17 protein-coding genes and 1 tRNA gene are annotated in these 15,803 nt (G+C 53.3%); 17 read left to right on the forward strand and 1 reads right to left on the reverse strand.

All coding sequences use genetic code 11. From position 1 onward, the window contains the following. The first annotated feature begins 254 nt into the window (after positions 1 to 254). Positions 255 to 905: a bifunctional 4-hydroxy-2-oxoglutarate aldolase/2-dehydro-3-deoxy-phosphogluconate aldolase gene (locus ACSZPK_RS04860; RefSeq protein ID WP_437880291.1), complete on the forward strand. Its 651-nt coding sequence runs from the start codon at positions 255 to 257 to the stop codon at positions 903 to 905. Beyond that, positions 902 to 1,339 carry an acyl-CoA thioesterase gene (locus ACSZPK_RS04865; RefSeq protein WP_437880292.1) on the forward strand — a complete coding sequence of 146 codons (438 nt, stop codon included), beginning with the start codon at positions 902 to 904 and terminating at the stop codon, positions 1,337 to 1,339. Before ACSZPK_RS04860 ends, ACSZPK_RS04865 begins: the two co-directional genes overlap by 4 nt. Positions 1,340 to 1,354: 15 nt before the next feature. On the opposite strand, the gene ACSZPK_RS04870 is transcribed toward ACSZPK_RS04865, so the two are convergent. Further along, on the reverse strand, positions 1,355 to 1,747 hold the full coding sequence (locus tag ACSZPK_RS04870; RefSeq protein ID WP_437880293.1) for a hypothetical protein: 393 nt from the start codon (positions 1,745 to 1,747) through the stop codon (positions 1,355 to 1,357). Positions 1,748 to 1,852: 105 nt separating this feature from the next. Between ACSZPK_RS04870 and ACSZPK_RS04875 the strand changes: the two genes are divergently transcribed. The 15 genes from ACSZPK_RS04875 to ACSZPK_RS04945 all read left to right on the forward strand — a co-directional run bounded on the left by ACSZPK_RS04875 (position 1,853) and on the right by ACSZPK_RS04945 (position 15,546). Then, on the forward strand, positions 1,853 to 2,797 hold the full coding sequence (locus ACSZPK_RS04875) for a tRNA dihydrouridine synthase (protein WP_437880294.1): 945 nt from the start codon (positions 1,853 to 1,855) through the stop codon (positions 2,795 to 2,797). A gap of 161 nt (positions 2,798 to 2,958) precedes the next feature. Then, positions 2,959 to 3,405 (forward strand): Hsp20 family protein, encoded by a 447-nt coding sequence (locus ACSZPK_RS04880; protein WP_437880295.1) that lies wholly within the window; start codon positions 2,959 to 2,961, stop codon positions 3,403 to 3,405. A 267-nt stretch (positions 3,406 to 3,672) separates the two neighbouring features. Next, positions 3,673 to 3,963 (forward strand): integration host factor subunit beta, encoded by a 291-nt coding sequence (ihfB, locus tag ACSZPK_RS04885; RefSeq protein ID WP_437880296.1) that lies wholly within the window; start codon positions 3,673 to 3,675, stop codon positions 3,961 to 3,963. A gap of 810 nt (positions 3,964 to 4,773) precedes the next feature. After that, entirely contained in the window at positions 4,774 to 5,334 is a 561-nt protein-coding gene (locus ACSZPK_RS04890; RefSeq protein ID WP_437880297.1) for a sugar phosphate nucleotidyltransferase, read from the forward strand. A 163-nt stretch (positions 5,335 to 5,497) separates the two neighbouring features. Further along, on the forward strand, positions 5,498 to 6,745 hold the full coding sequence (locus tag ACSZPK_RS04895; RefSeq protein WP_437880298.1) for a flippase: 1,248 nt from the start codon (positions 5,498 to 5,500) through the stop codon (positions 6,743 to 6,745). Between the two features lie 73 nt (positions 6,746 to 6,818). After that, positions 6,819 to 7,454 (forward strand): hypothetical protein, encoded by a 636-nt coding sequence (locus ACSZPK_RS04900; RefSeq protein ID WP_437880299.1) that lies wholly within the window; start codon positions 6,819 to 6,821, stop codon positions 7,452 to 7,454. A gap of 150 nt (positions 7,455 to 7,604) precedes the next feature. Beyond that, complete coding sequence (locus ACSZPK_RS04905) at positions 7,605 to 8,486, forward strand: alpha-1,2-fucosyltransferase (protein WP_437880300.1); 882 nt, start codon at positions 7,605 to 7,607, stop codon at positions 8,484 to 8,486. A gap of 30 nt (positions 8,487 to 8,516) precedes the next feature. Next, positions 8,517 to 9,338 (forward strand): glycosyltransferase family 2 protein, encoded by an 822-nt coding sequence (locus ACSZPK_RS04910; protein WP_437880301.1) that lies wholly within the window; start codon positions 8,517 to 8,519, stop codon positions 9,336 to 9,338. Between the two features lie 20 nt (positions 9,339 to 9,358). Beyond that, positions 9,359 to 10,495, forward strand: coding sequence for a glycosyltransferase family 4 protein (locus tag ACSZPK_RS04915; protein ID WP_437880302.1), 1,137 nt, complete (start codon positions 9,359 to 9,361; stop codon positions 10,493 to 10,495). Continuing rightward, entirely contained in the window at positions 10,488 to 11,459 is a 972-nt protein-coding gene (locus tag ACSZPK_RS04920) for a UDP-glucose 4-epimerase family protein (protein ID WP_437880303.1), read from the forward strand. Before ACSZPK_RS04915 ends, ACSZPK_RS04920 begins: the two co-directional genes overlap by 8 nt. A gap of 17 nt (positions 11,460 to 11,476) precedes the next feature. Further along, on the forward strand, positions 11,477 to 12,496 hold the full coding sequence (locus ACSZPK_RS04925) for an MraY family glycosyltransferase (RefSeq protein ID WP_437880304.1): 1,020 nt from the start codon (positions 11,477 to 11,479) through the stop codon (positions 12,494 to 12,496). Between the two features lie 42 nt (positions 12,497 to 12,538). Continuing rightward, entirely contained in the window at positions 12,539 to 14,530 is a 1,992-nt protein-coding gene (locus tag ACSZPK_RS04930) for a polysaccharide biosynthesis protein (RefSeq protein WP_437880305.1), read from the forward strand. Between the two features lie 88 nt (positions 14,531 to 14,618). Then, positions 14,619 to 14,942 carry a ComEA family DNA-binding protein gene (locus tag ACSZPK_RS04935; RefSeq protein ID WP_437880306.1) on the forward strand — a complete coding sequence of 108 codons (324 nt, stop codon included), beginning with the start codon at positions 14,619 to 14,621 and terminating at the stop codon, positions 14,940 to 14,942. Positions 14,943 to 15,131: 189 nt separating this feature from the next. Beyond that, a complete protein-coding gene (locus tag ACSZPK_RS04940; protein ID WP_437880307.1) occupies positions 15,132 to 15,356 on the forward strand; it encodes a YgdI/YgdR family lipoprotein in 225 nt (74 codons plus the stop codon). A gap of 113 nt (positions 15,357 to 15,469) precedes the next feature. Beyond that, positions 15,470 to 15,546, forward strand: a tRNA-Pro gene (locus ACSZPK_RS04945). The last annotated feature ends 257 nt before the right edge of the window (positions 15,547 to 15,803 follow it).

Raw genomic sequence — 15,803 nt, forward strand, 5'->3', positions numbered from 1 at the left:
CCCCTTCGTCTAGTGGCCTAGGACACCGCCCTTTCACGGCGGTAACAGGGGTTCGAGTCCCCTAGGGGACGCCAGTTTTCCCGCTCTGCGGGTTTTCAAGGGTCATTTCTTCGTGAGATGACCCTTTTGTTTTTCTGCTGTCTTTAAATCCTGCCTGACTGTACTGCCCCTTGGGCTATCGCCATTCTTGCTCCATCATGCACAGCCGAGTTGCTGCCCTGGCAGTAGACGCCCACTTTCATGGAGTGTGTGAGATGAGCCTGACGATGGACCAGGTGTTGCAGAAAGCCCGTCCGGTTTTGCCCGTGTTGATCATCGAAGACAGTGGCCTGGCGGTCGATCTCGCGCGTGCCTTGCATGCCGGCGGGATCAATGTGCTGGAAGTGACACTGCGCACGCCAGCGGCCCTGGATGCCCTGGCCGCGATCCGTAAGGCCGTGCCGGAGTTGTTGGTCGGTGCTGGCACGGTGATTCATGTCGAGCAGTTCCTTGAAGCGCGCGACGCCGGCGCCCAGTTCGTGGTCAGCCCAGGATGCACCCAGCGGCTCGCCACTGCGGCTGACGATATCGGGCTGCCCTACATGCCCGCCGTGATGACGCCCTCCGAAGTGCTGATGGCTCTGGAGTACGGCTATCGCTCGCTGAAACTGTTCCCGGCCAATGGCGCGGCCAGCGTGAAAATGCTGAAGAGTTTCAAGGGGCCGTTCACTGGCATCCGTTTCTGCCCGACGGGGGGGATCACCGCGGATAACCTGGCCAGCTTCCTGCGCCTGCCCAACGTTGCCTGCGTTGGCGGCACCTGGGTTGCGCCGGATAACCTGATCCGCGCCCGCGCCTGGGATCAGATCACTCAGTTGGCCGCTGAAGCCAGCGCCGTGGCGGATGCGCCCGAGGTGCGCGGATGAACTGGGACCTGCCGATGCCGTTCACCCTGGAACTGCGGGTGGCGGCTGACGATATCGATGGCCTCGGCCATGCCAACAATGCGGTCTACGTGAGCTGGCTGGAGCGCTGCGCCTGGCGTCATTCGCAAAGCCTGGGCCTGGACCTGGCCGAGTACCGTCGCCTGGATCGTGCCATGGCCGTGGTGCGTCATGAGATCGATTACCTGGCCAGCGCCTACGAGGATGAACAGCTATTGATGGGCACCTGGATCGTCCAGTCCGACCAGCGTCTGAAAATGGAGCGGCGCTTCCAGCTCATGCGTTCTTCCGATGGCGTCACCTTGCTGCGGGCACGGACCACCTTCGTCTGTATCGAGCTGTCCAGCGGAAAGCCCAAGCGCATGCCGGCCGAATTCGTCGAGGGTTATGGGCGGGCGCTACACGCCCAGGCATAGGCCGAAGGTCCCTGTTCAGCCATCCACCGGAGCCAGAAACACTTGCCCTGGCTGCACTGTGATCTTGAAGCGCCGCGTTTCCCCCGGCTGGAGGATGATGGACTGTGGCGTGCCAGGCCCCAGGCCACCGCAATATCCGGCGCGAGATAGCGAGGCTGAAAGGCTCAGTTCGCCGTTAGGCAGGTCCAGGCTGGCGGATTGGCCGGGGGCCAGGGTCGCTGCCACATCTGGGCCGATGTAAAGCTCAACGTCACAAGCGTTCGGCGCGTTTTCATCGCGGTCGACGATCAGCCGTGCCATGCCATCAGCGCCGGGAATGCTTGGCGCTTGGCCTGGGGCGAGCAGCAGTTCGTTGCCCCGTGCTTGTGGCAGGCACAACAATAGGGCGATCAGCAGGGCAGGGCGCATGAGGACTCCTTTTTCAGCATTTCCAGGTTGACCCGCCCCACACAGGGGAATTCCACCGGAATCGCTCAGCGCATAGACTACGCGCCCTTTTTCTGGAAACTCCCCATGCAGATCGCCCTGGCGCCCATGGAAGGCCTGGTCGACGAGATCCTTCGTGATGTGCTGACCCGTATCGGTGGCGTCGATTGGTGCGTGACCGAGTTCATTCGTGTCAGCGACCGTTTGCTGCCCGCGTCACACTTTCACAAGCTGGCGCCTGAGCTGGTGACGCAGGCGCGTACGCGCAGCGGCACGCCGTTGCGCGTGCAACTGCTCGGTTCGGATCCGGCCTGCCTGGCCGACAATGCCGCATTCGCCTGTGAGTTGGGCGCGCCGGTCATCGACCTGAACTTCGGCTGTCCAGCCAAGACGGTGAACAAGTCACGGGGTGGGGCCGTGCTGCTCAGGGAGCCTGAGTTGCTGCACGCGATTCTTTGCGAGGTTCGCCGGGCCGTACCGGCTGCGATTCCGGTCACGGCCAAGATGCGCCTGGGCTTCGATAACACCGATGGTGCCCTCGACTGTGCTCGCGCATTGGTGGATGGCGGGGCCGCTCAGCTCGTCGTCCATGCGCGTACCAAGGTCGATGGCTACAAGCCGCCAGCGCACTGGGAGTGGGTCGCGCGGGTCAAGGATGTGGTCCGGGTGCCGGTGTTCGCCAATGGTGATGTCTGGAGCCTGGAGGACTGGAAGCGTTGCCGGGAAGTGAGCGGGGTGGATGATGTCATGCTCGGTCGAGGCCTGGTTTCGTGCCCTGATCTGGCCCGGCAGATCGCCGCTGCGAAGGCGGGGCAGGTGGTCGAACCCATGAACTGGAGCGAGTTGCTGCCGATCCTGCGCGATTTCTGGCGGCAGGCCCGCGGCAAGATCGCCCCGCGCTACGCGCCCGGGCGGCTCAAGCAGTGGCTGGCAATGCTTACTCGCAGCTATCCGGATGCCGCGCTGCTGTTCGCGCAAATGCGCAGGGAAAACGATTGCGAGCGTTTGGATGCTTTGCTCCAGGACGAGTGAAGACGCCGAGCCACATGCTCGAAAGCGAAGCTGAATAGCCTTGCCAAACATCGCAGACGAACGGTCTTGAAATCCTCGAGGTGATCCTCATCTAGTTCTACGCGGGATGCCGAAGTCGGGTCCCGCCAATGAACACTTGCTGATTATTCAGGAGACATCTCATGAGCAACGTCCTTTCCCTTGCCCCACTGTTCCGCCAATCCGTCGGTTTCGACCGTTTCAACGACCTGTTCGAATCGGCCCTGCGTAACGGCGAGAGCGGCAGTTCCTATCCGCCCTATAACGTCGAGAAGCACGGTGACGACCAATACCGCATCGTTATCGCCGCAGCCGGTTTCCGCGAGGAGGACTTGGAGTTGCAGGTCGAGCGTGGTGTGTTGACTGTTGCCGGTGGCAAGCGCGAGCGCGATGAACAGAGCGTGACCTACCTGCACCAGGGCATCGCCCAGCGCGGGTTCAAGCTGTCGTTCCGCCTGGCGGACCATATCGAGGTCAGGAATGCAGGTCTGGCAAACGGGCTGCTTAGCGTGGATCTGGTACGCATCGTGCCGGAAGAAGCCAAGGTCAAACGCATCCCGATCAATGGCCAGCAGACGTTGCAGAGCTGAGCCTCCGCTGCCTGAAGAAGGCGCTTTGAACGATGCCCGCATCCTGTGATGCGGGCATTTTCGTTTATGCGGAGCACGCGTTCGATTTCACTATCGATAGTGGAGTTGCTCACCCCATTCAGGATTTCTAAGTGCCTTGACGGAAAATACTTGACTTATTCCTCACGCTTTTAGCTCGTGGCTCGCTTATAGGCTGTTCAAAACCTGATCAGCGTGCTAAAAACTCCCTACCAAGTGACCTAGCCGCTTGAAAAAGAAGGGAAAACCATGACCAAGTCGGAGTTGATCGAGCGCATCGTCACCCACCAGGGGTTACTTTCTCCGAAGGATGTCGAGTTAGCGATCAAGACCATGCTGGAGCAGATGTCCCAGGCGTTGGCCACGGGCGACCGCATCGAGATTCGCGGTTTCGGCAGCTTCTCCCTGCATTACCGAGCACCTCGCGTAGGGCGTAACCCCAAGACTGGCGAATCGGTGCGCCTGGACGGCAAATTCGTTCCGCACTTCAAACCTGGCAAGGAATTGCGTGACCGGGTCAATGAAGACGAGGATGAGTGAAGGTCATGCGTTTCTTTTGCTAGCCGCTGGATTCGAAGGGCCGATTCTCTTTCGGCCAAGGCGCAGGAGGACGTGTTCACGTTGCATTGAGCCCTTTGCAAGAGCTGCTATTTCCCCAGCGAAAGCTGCGCACCAAGGTTGTGTGCACGTGGCGCTACGCTAAGTCACCCGTTCATGGCGGAGATTCAGGCGATCAGAGAAACCAGCGACGACCCCTGCCAGGCGCTATCGCCATTCTGATAGAGCACGATCACCCGAAGGGTGGGACTGGCTATTCAGGCAAAGCTGAAGCTCACCATTGTCATGCAGGCTGGCGATGACCAGTGAGAAAGTCGCGGGCGTAGCCAAGGCGTACGATGGAAGAGGAGTGCGCCATGAGAATACATTCCATCGATTCAACTGTTGTAAGTGGGAATGATCTCATGTTGCTGAAGCGTTACAGATCGGTACATGTCTACTCATGTATATAAAAGCACAAGGATATAAGGCACGTCCCTATCGGGGATTTGCACTGGCTCCGTTTATTGCTGAGAGTGACTTTTATCCCATTCGTGGCAAGTTAAGTCGTGGGAGATACATTCTGGATAAATGTGGGTCTCAATCGAGATAGTTTCATTGCCCGGCCGCAGAGCTCTATGTCCATTCGAGTTCATTACATTCATCGACCGTTGTCATTGTGCTGGCATCCATTGATCGGGCGAGGCAGGGAAATCCCATTACCATCAATGGTATATTTGCGCTGCGGAAAGCAGTGCACAACCGAGGTTGTTGTCTCCTTTCCTGGAAATCACTCCAGCAGGGCGGCGCCTCATGCAGTCATCGATTCAAATTCAGCCGGTCGTTCTTTGCGGCGGTTCAGGTACTCGCCTTTGGCCTCTGTCGCGCTCGGGCTTCCCCAAGCAGTTTCTCTGTCTGTCAGGCAATGAGAGCCTGTTCCAGCAGTCCATTGCACGCCTGGCCGGACTGCGGAAAGATGGCATCTTCATACGCAGGCCCTGTGTGGTTTGCAACGAAGAACACCGCTTTCTGGCCCAGGAGCAGCTGCGCGAGATGGGCCAGGAGGATGCAACCTTTTTGCTCGAGCCTGTTGGGCGCAACACTGCACCAGCCCTCACTATTCTTGGTGTCACTCCCGACAAACCCGAAACTAGCTATGGCTACATCAAGGTACAGCCGGACGTGTCAACCGCACAAAGCTACCTCGACGAAGGCGGCTACTACTGGAATGCCGGCCTGTTCGTACTGAAAGCCTTGGTATGGCTGAATGCGTTGAAAACTTTCCGCTCCGATATCGTCCAGGCAGTCGACTCTACAAGGGTCGGCAAGTGTTGCGATGGGAGCTTTATCCGTCGCTACCCAATTTTTATATGACCTATCAAGGCTGCAAGGGGGCGATCAACAAAGCCTTCAGGAAAATTTTGATGCTGATAGTGCTGGCGGATATCCTCGAAAGTAATTCCAGTATTTAATTAAGATACCAGATATAAAGTTTCAGTCTATTAGTATTTTTTGGTTGCAGGCTTTTAAATTGAAAATGATAAAGAATAGCTTCTGGAATATAGGGGGATTCGTTGTCCCGTCGCTGATCGCTATTCCGGCGATGGGCGTGATTGCAAGGATTCTTGGTGTTGAACTATTCGGCCTGTTCACTATTTTTTTTACTATTTTCGGATTCGCCAGTATTTTGGATGCCGGTCTGAGCAGGGCAGTGATTAGAGAGGTTTCGATCTATAGAAGCGATAGCGCGAAGCTGGTAGAAATACTTTCGACCTCTCTTATTACAGTGTTGGTCGTAAGCGTTGTGGGAAGCATGATTTTCTATATGAGTTCTAGCGCGATCGCTAGTGCTTTTAGTGTTTCTGCTGAGCATTTTCAGGATGTGGTTTTGGCACTGAAGATAATCAGTATCTCCTTTCCTTTCATGTTGGTCTCTCAAATATATACTGGCGTCTTGGAGGGGCTGGAAAATTTCCGTTCAATCAATTTGCAGAAAACAATAACGGGTTCGATTCTAGCACTGCTACCACTTTTCTTCATCTTATCCGATGCATCGTTGTCGGCAGGCGTGGCCGGTTTGGCTCTTGCTCGTATTATCTCGACATTTATAAATCATTACTGTGTTGATCGTCACGTCAGGATAACGCTTCTTGCATTTGATAGGATTGTTTGCCGACAGCTTTTATCAAATGGTGGCTGGGTCTCTGTAAGTAATTTAGTGAGTCCGTTAATATTATATTGTGATAGATTCGTTCTGGCTAATATGTTTGGCGCTAAAAATGTGGCATTTTATACGGCACCATCGGAGGTCGTTAATAGGATTTCAGTTTTTCCTAATGCTATATCAAGGGTTCTCTTTCCATTATTTAGCCATTCGCAAGCTCAAGGATTTAAAGATAAATCTGTTAGGAATGGATATCTGCTGGTGACAGGCAGTGCAATACTCGTATCACTTCCATTTTTTCTATTTCCTGATCTTATTCTGAATTTTTGGGTTGGCAAAGAATATGGTTGTGAGTCTGCAAACATCTTGATTGTTCTTTTGATTGGAATGCTAGTGAACTCTATGGCTCAAGTAGAATTTGCCGAAATACAGGCAAAAGGTTACTTCAAGGTTACTGCTATTATTCATGTTGTGGAACTTGTTCCATATTTCTGTATTTTGTTTTTTCTTTTAGATATGTACGGGCTGATTGGTGCTGCCTGCGCATCTACATTTAGAGCGGCGTTGGACTTTGTTTTCTTGCTGGTTTTCAATAGGCTGGTTAGTCATGAGAAAAAATAATATACCTCTGCTGATAACTTCGTGTATCGAGTCAAGTGCCCCACTTACAGCTTTAAGTGATTCGGGAGAGCGCTTGCGTTCGACCATGATGGCACTGCTAAAGTTTTCTGAGCTTTGTCGCGATATTCCTATCGTTATCTGCGATGGGAGTGGGTATGACTTTTCTAACGAGCAAAAGCTGCTTAAGAATAAGTTTTCTAATCTGGAGTTTTTAAGCTTTCATAATGATAGCGAGCGTGTCAGAACCCTTGGTAAAGGATATGGTGAGGGGCAGATTGTTTGCTATGCATTGGCCCATAGTGAAATTCTGAAGAAGTATGACGACTTTGCGAAGTGCACGTCTAAACTTTGGGTTTCGAATTATCGGGCGTGTGTTGACGGTTTTACAGGCATGGCTGCATTTCTTACTGCACCGTTCTTTTCTCCGGATAAGGTTGATACAAGATTTTATATCGTGAATAAAGCGTTTTACTTTGAACATCTTTTGCATGCACATGAAAAAGTAGACGATCTGAATGGGTTTCATTTGGAACATGCTTTTTTCAATGCTATCCGAGGAATGCCGTATAGGCGTGTTCTAGGGAAAAATATTCCGGAAACCTATGGGCATTCAGGGTCTGTAGGTATTCATTTCAAGCCATCTAAGATTAAGAATCTAATAAAAAAGTCAAAGGTTGTTCTTGGGGTTTTATCAGGACGTAGAGTTTGATTTTTTATTTGGATTATATGATTTAATAAGCACGGGAAATGTAATTTATTTTTTGCTGTTTGCTGGCGTATGCATGCTTTATTTTTGCTCGAAATTATTGCGTTTCACATGGCTGCGTTGTGTTTTTTATAGATAGAGGCAAGTTCTTTAATGATTATCACTAACGTAATTGGCGGTCTCGGTAATCAGATGTTTCAATATGCCGCAGGGCGTGCGCTTTCTATCCGTCATAATGTTCCCCTCTTGCTGGACATTAGGGGGTTTGAAGGCTATGGTCTTCATAATGGTTTCGAACTCTCTAGAATTTTTGCTGGGCCATTCGCCATTGCTTCTGAGAAGGATGTGAAGTCATTGCTTGAGTGGCGTATAAGTCCGCTGGTTCAGAAAGCTCTTAGGCGGCCGGCGCTGCGGCGCTTCTCTGGTAAGCACTATCTTATTGAGCCGCATATGCACTATTGGTCGGGATTCGATAGAGCTCCTGAGCATGCTTACCTGTATGGTTATTGGCAGGTTCCTGAGTATTTCTCATCTATTAATGATGTGTTAAGAAAAGAGTTTTCCTTCAAGCAAGGGCTGAAGGGCGCAAACCTGGATATTTGGGAAAAGATGCAAGGTTGCGAATCGGTTAGCATCCACATTCGACGTGGAGACTATATTTCAAATATTAAAGCCAGTGCAATCATGGCGGCGTGCGGTCTTGATTATTATAGAGGCGCAGTCAGTCATTTTTTAGAAAAGCCTACCGCCCCTGTATTCTTTATTTTTTCCGATGATTTGGCTTGGGTGAAGGAAAATTTGAAAATACCAGCCCAGGCATTTTATATCGAGCACAATACAGGTGTCGAAAGTTATAATGATATGAGGCTTATGGCCGGCTGTAAGCATAATGTCATCGCTAATAGCTCATTTAGCTGGTGGGGGGCTTGGCTGAATGATAATCTGGATAAGATCGTTATCGCCCCGAAGATCTGGTTTAAAAAATCCTCCATGAGTTCGAAGGATTTAGTTCCTAAGTCGTGGTTGCGGTTTTGATGCTTTTTATTTTTTTGCTGGGTTTGACTAATGCTGAGTAGCCTGCCTCGTGCGCCCGTTTCCGTCATAATCCCCTGTTATTGCTGCTCTCAGACAATAAATCGCGCAGTTGCTTCTGTTCTGAATCAAACTCAGTTGCCGAGCCAGATTATCCTGGTTGACGATGCAAGTCCTGATGAAGGCAGAACTATCAGTGCTCTTGATTTCCTATATGAAAAATACTCGAACAATATTGATATAAAAATAATACATCTGACTGATAATGTTGGGCCTGGCATGGCGCGTAATCATGGATGGGATTTCGCAACTGAACCTTACATTGCATTTCTCGATGCTGACGACGCCTGGTTGCCCCAAAAAATAGAGGTGCAATATCAGGTAATGGCTGCACGACCTGGCAGCATCCTGAGTGGGCATGCTCACTTTGTGACTACCGAGACAGAGTCCATTCCTGTTCAAAATACGCATGTGCAGGTTTATTTATCGCCCATATCGCGATTCCGTTCTTTGTTGTCGAACCCGCTGGCGACGCGCACAGTGATGCTTCGATCATCTTTGCAACTGCGATTCGCAGAGGGTAAAAGATTTTCCGAGGACTATTTACTATGGATGCAATTGATTCTTTCGAAACAACAGTGTTTTTTTATAGATAAGCCACTTGCTGTTTCATTCAAGCATCCCTACGCGGACTCTGGGCAAGCTTCGAAACTGTGGCTTATGCAGCGCGGTGAGCTAGAGGTTTTTCGTTCTTTATATGCGCAAGAATTGATAGGTTTTTGTAGCTATCTATTCTTTTCCGGATTCTCGGTGCTTAAGTTTTTGCGTAGAATATTTTTCTCAATCATGCGCTGACTCAGGTTTTAGCTGTATCCATGAAAATATTTCTGATCGGTACGACCTTTTCATCGATGCTTGGGTTCCGGCGTGACCTTATTATCTCGCTGCTCAAGCGTGGGCATGAAGTTTTTGTCTGTTGTACGGATTATGAGGGCGAGCAGAAGGAGGTCATTAAGGCGCTGGGGGCTGTTCCTGTGGCGTACAGGCTGAGTCGCTCAGGGATCAATCCGCTTTCCGATCTTATTGCGGCCTTTTCCCTATATGGAAAGATAAAGGCTGTTGGCCCTGATGTGGTGTTTTCTTTCTTTTCTAAGCCTGTTGTCTGGGGCACTCTGGCCGCAGTTCTTGCCCGCGTACCGAGGCGGGTCGCAATGCTCGAAGGCTTGGGGTATGCCTTTACCAGGAAGCCTGAAGGGGATTCCTTAAAGATAAAAGCCCTGCGATTCGCCCAAGTCCAGCTATATCGAATTTCTTTTCCATTTCTATCGGATCTTATTTTATTGAATGGCGACGATAAGGCGGATCTTTTGGATCGATTCAGCTTAAGTGCCAAGTCTGTCTCTATATTAGGTGGTATAGGCGTTGATCTGCAGGTCCATGCCTATTCGAGCCCTGTGATTGATCCCGTCAGTTTTATCTTTATAGGCCGTCTTTTACGAGAGAAAGGTGTTTATGAGTTCACTGAGGCTGCCGCTTTCGTAAAGGGAAAATATCCAGAAAGTGAGTTCCTGATCGTTGGCGGTTTGGATAGGGAAAACCCTGGTGCTCTTTCAGAGAATCAACTTGATGAGCTGGTTCGCAAGGGGATTGTTCGCTATGTCGGCCACGTTAACGATGTAACGCCGTTGATCAGGGACTCTAGTGTCTTTGTTTTGCCTTCATACCGTGAGGGGCTTCCCAGAAGTACTCAAGAGGCTATGGCTATTGGGTTGCCGGTGATAACTTCGGATGTTCCTGGATGCCGGGATACGGTTGTCGATGGCTATAATGGTTTCATCGTTCCGCCTTGGTCAGCCAGTGAGGTCGCCAATAAGATGATTCATTTCATCGAGAACCCGGGGCTTATCTTGGCGATGGGACTTAATTCTCGAAAATTGGCAGAAGAAAAATACGATGTTTCCCGAGTCAATAAACATCTTATTCAACTGATTACAGGCATGCATGATGCCTAGGCCTGGTTATCTTGTAACGGGTGGTACTGGTTTTCTAGGCGCGACTTTGCTTGCCAGGGTCAATAGGCAGAACGTTCCCGTCGTTGCCGCTGTGCGACAAGGCTCCATGTTGCTTGGTGGTATCCAGCATTTTTTAATTGGGAACCTCGACGCCTCCCTTGATTGGGAGGGAGCGCTCCAGAATATCGATGTCGTTGTTCACTGTGCCGCTCGTGTCCACGTCATGAACGACAACAGCGCTGATCCACTTGCCGAATTTCGCAAGGTCAACGTTGGCGGTACCCTCAATCTTGCACGCCAGGCCGCAGCTGCAGGCGTGCGCCGCTTTATTTTCATCAGTTCGATCAAGGTCAATGGCGAAGGGACCCGCATTGGCCGGCCTTACCACGCCGATGATCTCCCCGCCCCGCAGGATCCTTACGGGATTTCCAAGATGGAGGCCGAGGAGGGCTTGCGGGCGCTGGCTGCCGAGAGCGGGATGGAGGTGGTGATCATTCGGCCTGTGTTGGTCTATGGCCCTGGGGTCAAGGCCAACTTCCGCAGCATGATGAGTTGGCTGAGCAAGGGCATTCCTCTACCGCTGGGAGGTATCGATAACAAGCGCAGCCTGGTGGCGCTGGATAATCTCGTGGACCTTATCGTGACCTGTATCGATCATCCCGCCGCTGCCAACCAGACATTCCTGGTCAGTGACGGCGAGGATCTTTCTACGTCGGAGATGTTGCGGCGCATGGGCGGGGCGCTGGATCGGCCCGCTCGCTTGTTGCCTGTACCCGCCTGGTTGCTGCGGTCGGCTGCGGCGCTGCTTGGCAAGCGCGCCGTCGCGCAACGCCTCTGTGGTTCCTTGCAAGTGGATATCAGTAAAACCCGTACATTGCTTGACTGGACGCCACCTGTGAGCGTCGACGCTGCCATGCGCAAGACGGCCGAGGTTTTCAAGGCTGAAATCAATACCGCTCATTGATCGGGGTTCTGGAGAGAATGGACGTGTTGTTTTCGTTGTTGCTGGTGCTGCTTGGCGCCTCTTTTGTGTTGACCTGGGGGCTGCGCCGCTATGCGTTGGCTCGGAGCCTGATGGATGTACCCAATGCTCGCAGCTCGCATTCCGTGCCGACTCCGCGTGGAGGCGGCGTGGCCATTGTGTTGTCCTTCCTGGCCGCGATCATCTGGCTGCTGTTGTCTGGCCAGGTAAGCGCTTCCTTGGCGATGGCCTTGCTGGGCGCCGGTGGATTGGTTGCGCTGATTGGCTTTCTTGACGATCACGGCCATATCGCCGCGCGCTGGCGTCTGCTTGGGCATTTCGCTGCGGCGATCTGGGCATTGTTCTGGTTGGGCGGTTTGCCTTCGCTTGATCTGTTCGGTTTTTCCCTGAACCTGGGCTGGTTGGGTCATGTGCTGGCTGCGGTCTATTTGGTGTGGCTACTCAATCTGTACAATTTCATGGATGGCATCGATGGTATCGCCAGTGTCGAGGCCGTCTGCGTTTGTGGGGGAGGGGCGTTGCTCTACGGGACTTCAGGCCATGTTCCTAGTGGGGCGTTACCTGTGCTTGCATTGGCTGCGTCTGTCATGGGATTCCTGCTGTGGAACTTCCCGCCGGCGCGCATCTTCATGGGTGATGCGGGGAGTGGATTCCTTGGTATCGTCCTGGGGGTTTTGTCCTTGCAGGCTGCCTCCGTCGAGCCCTCATGGCTGTGGGCGTGGCTGATCCTGCTCGGCGTATTCATTGTCGATGCGACCTTTACGCTGCTCCGCCGCTTGATGCGCGGTGACAAGGTGTACGAGGCCCATCGCAGCCACGCCTATCAGTTCGCCTCGCGGAGCTTTGGACGCCACCTGCCTGTCACCTTGGCTGTCACTGCGATCAATCTGTTTTGGCTGCTGCCGCTTGCCCTTTGGGTCGGTCTCGGTGGGTTGGACGGGGTCGCGGGGATGCTTCTTGCGTATGCTCCCCTGCTTGGATTGGCCGTGAAGTTCCATGCCGGGGCCCTGGAGCGATAAATTGTCCTGGCATCTGTTCACAGTTTTAAAGCCGGAAGCCTCATGAATTCGTTGCGTAGTTTTCTGCTCGGTCTGCCGCGTCGTTACAAGCGTCTGTTGCAGGTCTCCGTCGATGTTGTACTGATCTGGGTGGCTTTGTGGCTATCGTTCGCCATTCGCCTGGGTGTAGGCGATGTGGTGAACCCGTTCGGCAGTCATTTCTGGCTGTTCTTTTCCGCACCACTGATCGCCATTCCAATATTTATCCGCATGGGGTTGTATCGGGCGGTGATGCGCTATTTCGGTAACGATGCGCTGATCACCATTCTCAAGGCCGTTACTTTGTCGACTGCTGGTTGGGCGCTATTTGCCTACTGGATACACGGTCGCGAGATTCTGGTGCCTCGCTCGCTGGCCTTTATCTATTGGTGGATGTCGTTGATGCTGATTGGCAGTCTGCGCATGCTGCTGCGCCAGTTTTTCATGGGAGGCTGGTATGCGGCGAAAGCGCAACTGCCCTTTCTCGACCAAGGGGCACCGTTGACCAGGGTCGCGATCTACGGTGCGGGAGCCGCTGGTAACCAACTGCTGGCGGCACTGCGTATGGGCAAGACCATGCGCCCGGTGGCATTTATCGATGATGATAATGGCATTGCCAGTCGGGTTATTGCCGGGCTCAAGGTCTACAAGCCGAAGCATATCGACCAGATGATTCGTGAAACGGGTGCCGAAGAAGTACTGCTGGCCTTGCCATCGGTGGCGCGGGCACGTCGCCGTGAAATCCTCGCATCGCTGGGGCCGTACCCACTGCATGTACGCACGGTTCCCGGTTTCATGGATCTGGCCAGCGGCCGGGTCAAGGTCAATGACTTGCAAGAGGTCGATATCGTCGATCTGCTCGGCCGTGATGCCGTTCCACCTCGCCAGGAGCTGTTCGAGCGCTGTATCCGTGACCAAGTGGTCATGGTGACTGGAGCAGGTGGATCCATTGGCTCGGAACTGTGCCGGCAGATTCTGGCCAGCGGTGCAACCACGCTGGTGTTGTTCGAGCATAGTGAGTTCAATCTCTATGGCATCCAGAGTGAGCTGGAACAACGCATTCACCGCGATTCACTTTCGGTGCGTCTGATCGGCATTCTCGGCAATATCCGCAACGGCGACCGGTTATTGGATGTGATGCGTACCTGGAAGGTGCAGACGGTCTATCACGCAGCAGCCTACAAGCACGTGCCGATCGTCGAGCACAATATCGCCGAGGGCGTGCTCAACAATGTGCGGGGCACGTTGCAGACCGCCCAGGCGGCGCTTAAGGCGGGTGTGCGTAACTTCGTGCTGATTTCCACGGACAAGGCGGTGAGGCCGACCAACGTCATGGGCAGCACCAAGCGTCTGGCGGAAATGGTGTTGCAGGCGCTGGCCCGTGAGCCTGCACCTGTATTGATAGGCGAGCCGGGTGTGCCGCAGGTCAGCCAGACCCGCTTCACCATGGTGCGCTTCGGCAACGTGCTGGGCTCGTCGGGCTCGGTCATCCCGTTGTTCCGCGAGCAGATCAAGCGGGGAGGGCCGGTGACGGTGACTCATCCGAACATCACCCGTTACTTCATGACCATCCCCGAGGCGGCACAACTGGTGATCCAGGCCGGTTCGATGGGGCAGGGCGGCGATGTGTTCGTGCTCGACATGGGCCAACCGGTACGGATCGTCGAGCTTGCGGAAAAGATGATCCACCTCTCCGGTCTCAGTCAGCGTAATGAGGACAACCCCAACGGCGACATCGCTATCGAGTTCACCGGGCTGCGCCCGGGAGAGAAGTTGTACGAAGAGCTTCTCATCGGCGAGAACGTGACGCCGACCGACCATCCGATGATCATGCGAGCCGATGAAGAGCATCTGGCCTGGGACGCGCTCAGGGATGTGCTGGGTGAGTTGTTCGGCGCTGTAGAGGCTGATGATTACGCTAAGGTCCGGCAGATGCTCAGGCAGACGGTGAGCGGTTATAGCCCGGAAGGTGAAATCGTCGACTGGATTCATGTGCAGCAACGCACAGATCGATGAAGCTTTTTTGACAGCAGGAAGCAGCTGGTTATTGTCTGTCTTGTGGCAAATGGAATGTCACAAGGACCTTAACCAAGGAGTTGCAAAAATGCTCAAACTCAAGCTGTCTTCCCTGCTGTTTGCCTGCCTCGCTGCTCTCTCCGTTGCCGTCTCGGCTGCGGAGCCCGTAAAATCCAAAGCCCAGTCAGTTGCTGCCGAGCACGTCGCTAAAGCAGCGAAAGTGAATATCAACAATGCGGACGTTGAAACACTGCAAGACGGGCTCGTGGGAATCGGCAAGGTGAAGGCCGAAGCGATTGTCCAGTACCGCGATGCCAATGGCCCGTTCGCCTCGGTGGATGAGTTGCTGGAGGTCAAGGGTATCGGCGCGTCGACCCTCGACAAGAACCGAGATCGGCTGAGCGTCAACTGACACTGTTGATGACATAGGTAAGAAGCCGGTCTTTTGATCGGCTTTTTGTTTGACTGCAAGCGAATTGCGCAGGCTTATGGCGACTAAGCTTTAATTGTCGATGAACAGCGCGGCGACAGCTTCTTGGGGAACTTGGCTCCTCCCGCTTCGTCTGACATCCGGTAAAACCTGAAGATTAAGGAGACACCGATGAATCAACGGAAAACCATTGCACTTGCTGCCGTACTCGGTCTGAGTGCTGTCTTGGCGGGCTGCTCGACGCCTAGCGTGATCACTCTCAACGACGGCCGTGAAATACAAACCGTGGATACCCCGAAATACGATGAAGATTCGGGCTTCTACGAATTCGAACAACTCGACGGCAAGCCGGCCAAGGTCAACAAGGATCAAGTCCGTACTGTCAAGGAGCTTTGAAGCTTCACCTTCATTCGATGTCCTCACAGGGAGGTGAGGGCGATCACTGCAAAAAACTTTTCTGCTAACCCCTTGTGCAATAAAACCTTTTTGGTAGAATGCGCGCCATTCATCGGAGCGTAGCGCAGCTTGGTAGCGCGTCTCGTTCGGGACGAGAAGGTCGCTGGTTCGAATCCAGTCGCTCCGACCATATCCCTATAGCGATCTGCAGAGATCGTGTCCAGAAAACCGGCTATAAGCCGGTTTTTTCGTTGTTCGCTAAATATGGCGTGTTACGCGGGATAGCAACTGGCATGGCCGTGGTCGCCTGACTGTTGACTTGGAAGAGTCTTCTGCACGCCCGATAAGGGGAGGTGTTCGTCAGAGGCGAGGACAACTGCTGAAGGGGGGGCGGTTTTGGCAGCTTCTTGCTCCGTGTGGGGGAGCCCTAAACTGATCAGTTGGTTC

The sequence above is a fragment of the Pseudomonas sp. LRF_L74 genome (genome assembly GCF_965644255.1).
GTDB lineage: Bacteria > Pseudomonadota > Gammaproteobacteria > Pseudomonadales > Pseudomonadaceae > Aquipseudomonas.